We start from the raw sequence: 11,565 nt of genomic DNA, 5'->3' as shown, positions 1-11,565 counted from the left end.
TCAGTGCTGGCTTTCAAAGAATGGCAAGGACGTTGTTAAGAAAGGTAAACGAAAGCAAGGTAAGTCTTGAATCGTCGCCTTTAACAATCAGAGTTGCTCCTTTACCCATTTGCCATATACTTGTTTAACAATAAAGCCTGGCTGATAACGGGTAATGCCCCTTGTTGTGCTGGACTTTGAGGTGGGGGAACGGGCCTGGGAGTGTGCGGGTGCATAAGAGGTACACAGATAGTGAGCAAAATCACAAGGTAGACTTCGTTGTTCGTGACTATGGCATCACAAAAACAAAGGGTGCCGTTGTTGTGGTATTCCCTCTGCTGTGCATATTGAGCATATATCTATTCGGCACTGAGAATGGGTATGTGAGCATGGTGTTCAATTGCTTGCTCACGAGCACGGCGGTTTTGGTGTTGCTACAAAGACTTAAATGCTACCAAAAGGTAATAGCCTCCATAGAATATCAAAACATGATTTTTGCCAATGCGCTCAACCACGATACTGAGTTCTGCTTAATATTGAACGGCGCTGGCAATGTTGTGTATTCGGACGCGCGTTTCAATACTAGATTCCAGAATTTTACGCAAAGCGGCAACCTAAACCTCCACAGTGTGCTCAAACTCGGAAATCTGAATGATAAGGAGATTTCTCGCTTTTTAGATGCTCTGAAAAATAAATCCCCGGTACGAACATATTGCTCGGTCAGCAAAAAGAATACTGTCTCTAACTTCTCTCTCATACTCGATCCGATTGTTAACAATCCACAGATCGACATTAATACTGAGGCAACGTTTAGTTTGTTTTTAAATCCGCTATCAAGGCCTCAAGACTACTTTGTCCTCAAAGCAGTAAAAATCACCAAGGAAGATGTACACGAAAAACTCCTGAATAGACACAATGTCGGTTCTTACATACTCAACAAGGACGGTGTCATAATCTCAGCCAATGCTAATTTTTTGAAAATTTTTGAGCTTGATACCATAAAGCGACATACCTTGTTTAGCGACTTCCTCAGCAAAAACCAGCCTTATGAAGGGGAGGAGGTCTTTGTAACCTCAACTGGGACAATGTTTAGAGCTTACGTAACCCAGGAAGTTTTTCATGACAAGAACAATAGTAGTTACATATATGGTCTGATAACTCCTAAGAAATTCGACCTTACAGACTACCAGTTCAATCCGTGTTTTATACATGCGCCTATAGCCATAGCGCAGTGCAGTACCGATGGGAAAATCATAAAACATAATAAGGCGTTTGCCGCACTAACTGAAGGACAACACCAAGAGCACATTTACTCGTATCTGACCGTTGTCTACAGCCGCAAGGTCAGGAAGTACCTGCAAAACAGCGTAATAAACAATATGTCGCTGGAAGGACAGCTCTGTAATAACACCTACGTGAAGATTTATCTGAACAAGTTGCTGCATAACAACACGGTATCTGTGATCTGTTACATAACTGATAGTGCGGATCGTAAAAGCCTTGAGACACAGCTTGAACAATCACAAAAATTACAAGCTGTGGGGCAACTTACTGGTGGCATTGCACATGACTTCAATAACATATTGACTGCCATAATTGGATTCTGCGACCTTTTACTCATTCAACACCCCGCAACGGACCCTTCTTTTAGGGACATAATGCAAATCAAGCAAAACGCCAATCGGGCCGCAAATCTGATCAAACAGCTGATGGCATTCTCACGCAAGCAAACGCTGCAACCTAAGATTCTAGATATAAACAATATAGTTGCAGATTTATCACAAATGATTAAGCGCCTCATCAGTGAAGACATAGAGCTTAAGATATACTATCAGGAAAACATAGGCCTGGTAATGGTAGATCTTTGCCAATTGGAACAAGTAATAGTAAACCTAGTCGTCAATGCAAAATCCGCAATGAGTTCGGGAGGCAGTCTGACATTACGCACATATAACTTCACCGTAGATGCCTCTAGTATGCTTAAGGGCATGTTTGCTCCGGACAAAGACCGCATTGAGTATGGAGAGTATGTAGTACTTGAAGTAATTGATACTGGACACGGTATAGACAAAAATGTGATGAAGAAGATATTTGACCCCTTCTTCTCAACACAGAGTGACTCTTATGGCACAGGGCTGGGATTATCTACCGTATACGGAATAGTAAAGCAGACCGGAGGATATATATACGTTAAAAGCAAGGTAGGAGAAGGAACCAAATTCATGATACTTCTGCCGCGAGTGTATTCAACGGAAACTTCAGAAGTAGAGAATGCCGCGGTTCTTGATACTGCGACTCTTGATGACAATATGCTGGAAGAGGGGCTGCACTATGCTAACTCCGCTACTGTGCTGCTGATTGAGGATGAGGATCCAGTACGCGAATTTACATCTAAGGCGTTATCGAAGCGGGGATTCAAGGTAATTGATACGAATTCTGGCAAAGATGCGATAAGAGCAGCAATAGATACAAACATAGATGTTATAGTGAGTGACGTTGTAATGCCAGGAAGAAGCGGACCGGAAACTGTTGCCGAAATTTTGAAGATTAGGCCAAATGCTAAGGTAATTTTTGTTTCAGGATACGCAGAAGAAGTATTCCACCAGCAACACAAGGGCATTAACTTCAATGAGATGCTCTTTTTATCCAAGCCATTCACTCTGAAACTTCTACTCCAGAAGGTTGATGAGGCCTTGTCATGCAAAAATTAGAGATATAACATACGAACTGAGCTCCGTTACTGCAGTAGAGACGAAGGTGAAGAACAAAGTCTGCTTGATATACACCACCTATCCGGATTACAACACGGCATATAAAGTCAGCAGCGCTCTGTTGCGGGAAGGATTGATTGCATGCGTTAATGTCTTCCCAGAAACAACATCCATGTATTTATGGAATGGTATTTTAGACACAAACAAAGAGCATGTAACAATAATGAAAACTTTGGAGATCTTTGCTGCAAAAGTTCAACATCGTATAAAAGAATCCCACCCATATACGACCCCTGCAATTTTATCAATTGTTACACAAGATTGTGATCAAGGATTTCTGGACTGGGTTAATAAGTCTTTGAAGACTGATGACTCGTAAATGAATGGACATTTATCCATGAGTCATGTAGCTGTTTGGCTGGAGTTACACGCTTTTTCAGAACAGGCTGGTGTGCGCTACACATGTGAAGCACGCTATCTACAAACCAACAGTGCTTTTAAGTAAGTTAACCTAAGTCCCAGATGTAATTTGCGCGAAGATAGCATTCCCCTGGATGCAATTTCCAGATTTTATAACCACCATAACAACGCAAGAAAACTGGACGGCTGAGCAACATCAGAAACTCAGCCTTCTAGCAACGATTAAACTTTGCCATTAATCCGGTAATGGCTGCGAAGGAATTACGCATATAAGGCACCACTATAAACAAATAAAATACAGTCCACAGTAGCCTATTTCTTGTTCAATAGATCAGGCACGTATCACATTAGCAACGTGTCTTGCTTGTACAATATTGGCTTTACAAACGAACCAATCCTCGTTTTCTGCTTTTAGCTTTTCCGCTGCAAGATTTGCCATATTTTCATCAAAGAAGAGCGCAAAGCAAGTAGCTCCACTCCCACTCATCCTGGCTAAATAACACCCTTCCAACTTATTCAATGCTCCCAGGATTTTCTGCACCTCTGGAACCAATGATAATGCAACATCTGTGAGGTCATTACGAGACCTTTCTATCACAGACAGCCACTCTTCGCTACTCTGGGGAGCTTCCCCAAGGCTAGAAGAAAACTCATTAGGTTTAAATGATTGAAATACACTTTTCGTGCTCAACTCCACTCTAGGTCCCGCAAGAACAACATGCTTCGGAAAAGAATAGTCTTCCACCATTTCTACATGATCACCCATACCCGAAACAAAAGCTGTTTTTGATATCAAACACACCGGCACATCGCTACCTACTCTAAAGGCAACGCGGTTTGCTTCCTTTTCATCTATTCCCCACAACCTACCAAGCAACCTAATAACTGCAGCTGCGTCGACAGACCCACCAGCAAGACCTGCTGACACCGGAATGTTCTTCAGCACCTTGACGTATACATTCTCCGCAACGCCTGACAAACACCTACGCACCATATGCCCAATGGATCGCTGAATTGTGTTGTCGCTTCTGTGAATTCCTGAGAACCTGATAAACTTCACCCCGCGTCGTTTAGATCCCAGTTCAACTTCTAGGACATCGTAAAGATCAACAAAGGCAAAAACAGACTCTATCAAATGGTATCCGCAGGGGGCTCTACCTACTATATGCAGGAAAAGATTTATCTTAGCAGGAGCATTAATGATATACCTAGCCATCCCGACCCCCGTTTTGCAGCATCTACTTCCGCACCCCTGTAATAACTCCTATGTTGTGTCGTTGTAAATCAAATATTAAAATTTAAAGACATATTTACATTGTACATATTTCTGAGTCGGCTAATTACTGTTGCTACGGGCAGAATTGCGACTTATCATTACTGCCCGTACGTGTAGTGTATTGAAGCTGTGAGGCAATTCATATCAGAGTATCCGGTAATATTGGCTCCGATGTCTGGAGTTAGCGACCTGCCGTTTCGCTCATTAGTCAGAAAGCTGGGAGCAGGGTTGCTAGTTTCAGAGATGATTGCCAGCAGGGCGATGATTTTGAAAACCCGCCAAAGCCTGCAAAAATGCTCGGTCTGCGGCGACACTTCTGTGCAACTTGCGGGATGCACGCCAGAAATTATGGCAGAGGCGGCAAAGCTGAATGAAGATTTGGGAGCAAAGTTTATCGATTTGAACTTTGGTTGCCCTGCAAGAAAGGTGGTTGATGGTTATGCTGGATCTGCGCTGATGAAGGATGAAGATAATGCAGCACGGATAATGGAAAATGTAGTGAAAGCTGTAAAAATACCTGTCACAGTAAAGATGAGAATGGGGTGGGATAACAACAACCTAAATGCGCCTCGATTGGCAAAGATTGCTGAAAACGTAGGAATACAGATGATCACAGTTCATGGCAGAACGCGCAATCAGATGTTCACTGGAACCGTAAACTGGAAGTTTGTCAAAGAAGTAAAAGATAGTGTAAAAATACCAGTAATTGTCAATGGCGACATAAAGACGTCACGAGATATAGTAGCTGCTTTAGAAGAATCAGGCGCCGACGGAGTGATGATAGGCAGGGGTGCCTACGGCAAACCATGGATCATAAAGCAGGCGTTACAGTTTTTGAAAACTCGAGAAGAATTGCCAGATCCGTCACAAAGTGAAAAACTCCAGATAATATTGGAGCACTATGACTCGTCAATAGAGCACTATGGTGAGAGTCTAGGTGTAAAAATATTCAGAAAGCACATAGGCTGGTACAGCAGTTCACATAAAGATTCGTCTATGTTTAGAGCACAGATGAATATGCTAAGTGATCATAGTGAGGTTAGAAAAAGACTAACGGAATTTTTTACTCCCCACTAGCTCTAGGGGTAAAAAGACGCAAATTATTGGACACTTTCCTTAATATATGTTAGGAGGAGTACCTGCCTGGTTGCCGCTGCTAACGGGTGACGTCTTGTGACGTCCTTGAGGGTTGCGTTATGTTGTTGTAGTTTGGTGCTATGGCGTTTCTGGGGTGTGAAGTAGCCGTGGCGCTTCGGTTTGAGCTGTTTTTGTTTTTTCCTTATGGGATCAATTGATGGATAAAGAGCTTGTTAGAAGTCTGATAACAAAAGGTATAAAGCAAGGAGGAATAGTCACATTTGACGATGTTAACGATGCTCTGTCAGATGACGAGGTTGTTACTTCTGAGGGCATTGATGAAACTATATCCATGCTTCACGACTCTGGTATTAGTGTTTTGGAGCAAAGCGACGAAGATGAAGCTGACGTAGCAGCAGAAGAAAGTGCTGCAAAAGACGATGAGGACGAAGCCAGCTTGAAGTCATGGGATTTCGGACAAACAGATGACCCTATTCGCATGTATTTATGTGAAATGAGCTCTGTAGAGCTTTTATCGCGTGCCGGCGAGATTGAGATCGCTAAGAGAATAAAGTCAGAGAAAGTAAATATGCTACGGTGCATGGTAGAGGCTCCTCTGGTGCTACGCACTTTTATGTCATGGCGTGATGACCTAGTCAATCAGCAGGTAATGTTGCGGGATATTATAGACTTAGATGCTAATTATAGAGGGAGCAATCCGCAACAAGAATTCGGGGAAGATGGGGAATTTGGTGATGAGGAGAGAGAAGATAGTCTTGCTCCCGCTGCTGATGAAGGCCGTGATGCTGACCTTGACGGCGATGAAAGCGATGAGGATAGTGAAGAGTCATCGCTGGGCAATGCTTCTATCTTGGAGATGGAAAGCGCTCTGTTGCCTAAAGTAATTTCAATTCTTGACTCCACCATTGAAGCAGCGGAGAAAATTTTAGAAATGAAAAAGAAACGGCGCGATGGGGGAGACTACGACGAAGTTGCCTACAATGAGCTACACGAGAACATCTGGGAGATGGTATCTCAGATGAAGCTTAGCGATTCGGCTGTGATGTCCGTAACTCAGCAGATTTATAACTTGAGCAAGTCGATAGCTGCTGAAGAGTCATCCCTGCTGTCTCTGGTTGAGAGCTATGGGGTCGATCGAAAGAGCTTTCTCGATGCCTATAACAGCAATACCATTGAAGAGAACTTGAATACTTCTCCTGAGGGAAAGAATCTCTTAGAGAAGGAGAGAGAAACCCTGTTGGGGATGCAAAACAGGGTGAGAATGCTGTCCGGCGAGGATTGTCCAGGGGATTTCAAGGCCTTGGTGGCGAAGATTCAAAAACACGAACGTACTGCCAATAAAGCTAAGCAGGAGATGATCAAGGCAAACTTGCGCCTTGTAGTTTCGATCGCAAAGAAGTATTCAAATCGCGGACTGCAGTTTCTAGATCTGGTCCAGGAAGGAAACATAGGGCTGATGAAGGCGGTAGATAAGTTTGATTACAAGCGAGGATACAAGTTTTCTACCTACGCTACGTGGTGGGTAAGACAGGCAATAACGCGGGCAATAGCCGACCAGGCGAGGACTATTCGCATACCTGTACACATGATCGAGACGGTCAATAAGATAAACCGTACGTTGCGCCAGATGCTTCATGAAATAGGAAGGGAACCCACTTTGGAGGAATTGTCTGCAAGGCTTAACATAAATGTTGAGAAGATTCGCAAAGTTATGAAGATCGTCAAAGATCCCGTGAGTCTAGAAAGTCCCATAGGAGATGATGACAGTAGTACTTTTGGTGATTGCATTGAAGACAAGCGCGCCGTGAAGCCTGAAAATGCTGCGGTGTTGGCAGATTTACGAGAGATAACTACAAAAGTGTTGTCAACACTTACCCCCAAAGAGGAAAGAATTCTGCGCATGCGCTTTGGCATCGGAAAAAGTGGCAAGGATCATACCTTAGAAGAGGTTGGTAGATTGTTCAACGTGACTAGAGAGAGAATCAGGCAAATTGAGGCTAAGGCTCTCAGGAAGTTGCGACATCCTAGTCGTGCAAGAAAGCTGCGTGGGTTCTTCTAAGTTGGTCGTTTGCGACTTTCGTGATTGCAACTGTCTTTTTTGACTCTCGCGAGCTAGTTTTCGATGCTTGCACGCGAGGATTGCTCTGTGTTGGTAGAGTTTTTTTTGCCATAGTGGCGCTTGTATACGTCATGGTCAAAGAATTACGCTTGAGTTGGCGCCAAAAGAGGCTGTTGCACCAGACATCCGCGTCAGATGACAGTGGAGCTATGTTGCGTTGCACAACTTTCCCATTTAATAGACCCACAAGCTTCACAACGCGTTTTCAACCCGGCGGGCACGGATTAAAAACATAACATGGCCAACACATATACGCCCCAATGGGCTTACCCACATGTGCTAGCATAACCAAGATCCCCGCAGTTTATCATCTATCTCCCTGGCGTGTTCAGAAAGCTTGTTGGCTATTTCATCCCTTCCTTCAAGCTTCAACCTCACTATCTGTTCATGAATAACAGCAAGCTGTTTGAAAAGCATCAGCTTTTCCCACTCCTGCCGGGCCAGCTTTTCCAACGCCTCTCCGGTCAGCCCAAGAGATGACAGCGAGAACCCCATGCTTGCACTAGCACCAAGCAGCCCCTGAAGGGTCTTCTCCAAACTCCCTCCCCTGGCGCGCAGCTTTTGTATAAGATCTTGTTTTGAAGGTATACTGTCCGCCCCTTTTATGTCAACAATTTGTTGCTGCAGAATTCTTCTATCATGGCTATTGAAGTCCATGTCGGCAAATTGCTCAAAAACAGACGCATCATCCAAAAGTTGCGGACACTCTGCTATAGTACATATAACACGCGTTTGGTAGCTATCCTCGGCACAAACCTTTAGCGATACATTTCTCATTCTATCGGTCGCCGATCCGTTATTTAGGAACCTGGTACTACCAGACACAGAAAGCCATGTTCCCTTTCTTCTATCCCTCTGCAGTTCCCTTACTTGTTGGTAGAAGAAATTCCTATAATACTTTGAGACTCTATGATCCTGGATTTTGGCAACGTACTCTTTCAGCTTATTTTCTAGCATCATGCACTTTTCAGGCACTATCTTGGTACCCATACCGCTGTTTGATAGCTCATACTCCCATATGAATTCTGAAAGCAACTTTGCGTTATCAATTATAGAACGTACGGCATCTGCACCCTTCTCCATGCACACATCATACGGATCTTTCCCCGTTATTCCTGAAATAAACCTGACGCTTTGACCAAACTGCATGATCCCCATGGCTAGATTAGCTATTTTTACTGCAGCCTTCAAGCCCGCATAGTCACCATCCATCCACACGATTATTTCCGGTACAATAGCCCATATACTCTTCAAATGATATTCGGTCATGGCCGTACCTAACAGACCCACCGCGTTGTGAACCCCCATTTGGCTCAGGATGAGTACATCAATGTACCCCTCCACCACTACCATCTTTCCCAGTTTTTTTGCATTACCAAAGGCTAAATGGAAGCCATACATGCTCTCGCGTTTCTTGAACAGTGCATTCTCAGCTGAGTTTAGATACTTGGGGGTATGTTCAGGGCTTAGCGACCTTCCCCCCAGAGAAATCACTTTTCCTATTGAGTTACAAATTGGAAAAACTATCCTATTATAAAGGCAGTCTTGCCCTCCCTTGCTGAGTAAGCCCACATCACGCATCCTTTCAACGCTAATTCCAATGGACAATAGATATGTCTTAATGCCGGCACTGGGTACATAACCTACACGAAACCGCTTTATAGTAGCTTCGGTAATTCCCCGACTGCGCATGTATTTGAGGGCAACCTCTGATTCCTGCAACCTGCCAGATAGCCAGATAGTTGCCTTTTCCATGATATTACATAAAGAGTCTGGTGCCTCTTCATCGCTTTTGCTTACAATCAGTTCTACCCCGTATCTCTCTGCAAGGGAGACCATTGCCTGTTTAAAATCTAAACCCTCGGTGTCTGAAACAAATTGGATAACATCTCCGGTCGCTCCACATCCGAAACAGTAAAACAAGTTGTTGTCGCAGTTTACGCTAAAGGACGGTGTTTTCTCTGAGTGAAATGGACACAGCCCAACATAATGGCTACCACCACGTTTGGTTAGCTTTATCTTTTCTGAAACAATGTCGATGAGCCTGACTTTGCTTCGGATAAGCGTTATATTATCTGTAACAGCATTGTTACCTTGCATGACAAACCCACAAAACCTGACCAAAACAACAGGTGCATCGTATTATACCAACATCAGAAAGTTTACTTACACAAATTAGTGGTGCAGCACCTGCAAACGCCTTGGCCACTGTACCGTAATGCCCGTGGAAAAAATCTCCATTACTCACTGTGATGCAATAACAAGACCTTGAACAGCGTGCCCATGTTTTCTGTAAGGCGCAGGAATGATTGTCTAAGCAGAACTTCTTGCTCTTTTGTGGCATTCTTTACGAGGAGCTCTAGTCTTTCCCGAATACCAAATTTATATAAGAACTCCCGCTGGGTTATAACTTCACCTTTAATGCTCTTGAGTGCTTTCAGTAACGCATTGAAGTCAACGCAGGCAGAGATATCACATTCACCAACATAATCAAGAAAACTACAAAACCTATGGTCTTTGACCGCCTGTATAGTACTCTTATAGACTGGATCAACGTATCCATAATCAATGATCAGACCCGCACCACCGTTTCTTACCAATATGTTTTCGAGATCACATAACATGTCCTCAGCAGCACTACATTTTTCAATAACGCTTCCATCTGGCAAATCGGAGTCAAAATCTAAATTATGTTCCGTTTCCAACTGCACAACTCGAAGCCCTTCAGGACCACACCACACGTAATTTTCTCGCCACCCTCCATTAACCAGCACAAATTGCTTAAGCGGAAGTGCGTCAAAAAACTCGTTTGCTACTATTATCGTAGGACAATGGGGTAGCTCAGATATGTTGTCGTGCCAAAAAACCTTGCCCTTTTTTGCATGCTCTGCAAGCACATTATGCTGTGCTGCACGTAAGAGAGGACTAACCTCGACCAGATATACTTCAATGAGCTTGTAATATTCGGGAAACTTTTCCATGACTCTCATAATATCAGCCATCATGGTTCCCCTACCAGGCCCTAATTCAACAAGAGCAAATTTTTCTGAGATTTTTACAGACTCAAGGTATTGCAACAACCACACTGCAACTATCTCACCAAACAACTGGCTGATTTCCGGCGCTGTTATAAAGTCACCACTCCTACCAAATACAGCACGCGTCATATAGTATCCTTGGCTCTTGTTATAAAGAGCTTCGCCAATGAACTTGTCCATTGGTACGGCATTACCTTCGGAAAAGATAAAACCTTTCATGATTTTACCGACTAGTTAACAGATATATTACCCTAACATGTTAGAAAGTTGTAGTGGTACTGCAAAAGTTTTGGTACACATTTTTCTATTTAAAAGACGTTGTTTCACGGAGCACGCAGCGTTACCCTGCGTGCTGTTGCGTTTCGTGTGGATTTCTGCATACTGTACGGCGGATTTTGTGATATCGAAAGCTCAGATTTGTGCACATCAGGTGATTCGTCGATATTGGTAGGTTATGAGGTAATACATGACTGTCGTAAAAAAGTTTATCATACCTTGCGATTTCGGAGGTAAAACGTCACCGTTTGCGGTTTATGTGGGCGAACCAAAACCTGATGCCCATCCAGTACAACAGCAAAATACCTGGCTAGCTAAAGAACGTGGTGGACAATTACCAGAAAGGGTGATAAGCAGCCTGGAAAAACTTAACAAGCTCGCAAAAGAAAATGGCATATGTCTAGCCGATCTTTGCGTATATGCTCTAAAGGTTGCCGCAAAAAACAATACCGATGAGCACTGAGGATTTTCCAACAGGGCCCTAGACGAAACTCGAGGTTCCTTCTTGCTCTAAGGAGGCTGGGGGTACATTTTCTGCAAAGCACTAATGCGAATCTTGTCTGCGTTGCACACGGCCCTGAAGCTTTAAACATTCTCTGTATATACCCGCAGAATTTGCTTAGCTGTATGTCGACAAAATCATCGCTC

Annotated in this window: 8 protein-coding genes; 5 read left to right on the top strand and 3 right to left on the bottom strand. The window is 43.6% G+C overall.

Going from position 1 to position 11,565, the window contains the following annotated elements; all coding sequences use genetic code 11:
- Positions 1-209 precede the first annotated feature (209 nt).
- Both ANPL_RS02165 and cutA read left to right on the top strand, forming a co-directional pair.
- Positions 210-2,690, top strand: coding sequence for a hybrid sensor histidine kinase/response regulator (locus ANPL_RS02165; RefSeq protein ID WP_169193156.1), 2,481 nt, complete (start codon positions 210-212; stop codon positions 2,688-2,690).
- Complete coding sequence (gene cutA, locus ANPL_RS02160; protein ID WP_169193155.1) at positions 2,665-3,069, top strand: divalent-cation tolerance protein CutA; 405 nt, start codon at positions 2,665-2,667, stop codon at positions 3,067-3,069. The genes ANPL_RS02165 and cutA overlap by 26 nt, the downstream gene beginning before the upstream one ends.
- Before the next feature lie 372 nt (positions 3,070-3,441).
- On the opposite strand, the gene ANPL_RS02155 is transcribed toward cutA, so the two are convergent.
- A complete protein-coding gene (locus tag ANPL_RS02155; RefSeq protein WP_169193154.1) occupies positions 3,442-4,326 on the bottom strand; it encodes a 4-(cytidine 5'-diphospho)-2-C-methyl-D-erythritol kinase in 885 nt (294 codons plus the stop codon).
- A gap of 189 nt (positions 4,327-4,515) precedes the next feature.
- Here ANPL_RS02155 and dusB point away from each other — a divergent pair, with 189 nt between their 5' ends.
- Together dusB and rpoD are read left to right on the top strand one after the other, a co-directional pair.
- The gene (gene dusB / locus ANPL_RS02150) at positions 4,516-5,463 is read left to right on the top strand and encodes a tRNA dihydrouridine synthase DusB (RefSeq protein WP_169193153.1); all 948 of its coding nucleotides are present in this window, start codon (positions 4,516-4,518) and stop codon (positions 5,461-5,463) included.
- A gap of 217 nt (positions 5,464-5,680) precedes the next feature.
- On the top strand, positions 5,681-7,543 hold the full coding sequence (gene rpoD, locus ANPL_RS02145) for an RNA polymerase sigma factor RpoD (RefSeq protein WP_169193152.1): 1,863 nt from the start codon (positions 5,681-5,683) through the stop codon (positions 7,541-7,543).
- A 339-nt stretch (positions 7,544-7,882) separates the two neighbouring features.
- Here rpoD and dnaG read toward each other — a convergent pair whose 3' ends face one another.
- Both dnaG and ANPL_RS02135 read right to left on the bottom strand, forming a co-directional pair.
- Positions 7,883-9,703, bottom strand: coding sequence for a DNA primase (dnaG, locus tag ANPL_RS02140; RefSeq protein WP_169193151.1), 1,821 nt, complete (start codon positions 9,701-9,703; stop codon positions 7,883-7,885).
- A 140-nt stretch (positions 9,704-9,843) separates the two neighbouring features.
- Complete coding sequence (locus tag ANPL_RS02135) at positions 9,844-10,860, bottom strand: class I SAM-dependent methyltransferase (protein WP_169193150.1); 1,017 nt, start codon at positions 10,858-10,860, stop codon at positions 9,844-9,846.
- Between the two features lie 247 nt (positions 10,861-11,107).
- Between ANPL_RS02135 and ANPL_RS02130 the strand changes: the two genes are divergently transcribed.
- Positions 11,108-11,380 (top strand): DUF2610 domain-containing protein, encoded by a 273-nt coding sequence (locus ANPL_RS02130; RefSeq protein WP_169193149.1) that lies wholly within the window; start codon positions 11,108-11,110, stop codon positions 11,378-11,380.
- Positions 11,381-11,565: the final 185 nt, after the last annotated feature.

The organism is Anaplasma platys (genome assembly GCF_012790675.1).
Classification (GTDB): Bacteria; Pseudomonadota; Alphaproteobacteria; order Rickettsiales; family Anaplasmataceae; genus Anaplasma; species Anaplasma platys.
Note: the sequence above shows the minus strand (reverse complement) of the source record. Positions and strands in the feature narration are given on the sequence as shown.